This window comes from Flavobacterium myungsuense (assembly GCF_042677265.1).
GTDB classification, from domain to species: domain Bacteria; phylum Bacteroidota; class Bacteroidia; order Flavobacteriales; family Flavobacteriaceae; genus Flavobacterium; species Flavobacterium myungsuense.
Map to the genome: position 1 here is coordinate 1 of NZ_JBHTIZ010000030.1, position 718 is coordinate 718.

The following is a 718-nucleotide window of genomic DNA, read 5'->3' on the forward strand; positions in this document are numbered from 1 at the left end:
TTCAAATAAGAGAAATAAGCTATATTTCGATCATTTGAAAGTGATTTCAAACTTGGATAATTTTTTTTATGTTGCTCTGCAAACTTACCTAAATTTTCAAATGCTTCTACTGGAGTAACTTTTTTTGTTTCAATAGCAAAAATTTTTGACAATTCCTTTGCTATTTCTAGTCTTCTTGTTCTTGGAAAAACTGATAGAATAGTACGTTTAATATGTACTACACAGAGTTGATGCTGTGCGTTGGGAAAGGATTTTGCAATTGCATTTTCAATAGAGGTCAGACCATCTGACACTATCAAACCAATACTTTGAACGCCTCTTTTTTGTAGCGAATTTAGTTCTAATTGCCACAAAGTAGCACCTTCGGTTGGATGATTTACAATACTCAAAACTTCCCTTGAACCATCTTCTTTTATACCTAAAATCGTATAATAACCCTCTTTGCTTACTGTTTTATCTCGTCGTGTATGTACAAAAGTTGCATCGATATAAAGAACCAAATAATGCGCATCTAATCTACGATTTAACCAAACTGAAACTTCCTCTCGGCTATCGTTCATCAAGTAACTAATCTGTTGTTTACTGTAATCTTTGCCGTAAATCTCTTGATAAACATCGCTGACTTGCTCGGTGGTTAAACCTTTTTTATACAAACTAAAAATAAGTTTGCGATGTTCTTCATCTTCATCTCGAAGAACATTTAGTAATACAGGATAAA

General features: G+C 32.9%; 1 protein-coding gene. It reads right to left on the reverse strand.

The genetic code is table 11. From position 1 onward, the window contains the following. On the reverse strand, positions 1–718 hold a 718-nt coding region (locus ACFQ0S_RS11525), incomplete at both ends, for an IS256 family transposase (protein WP_379758232.1).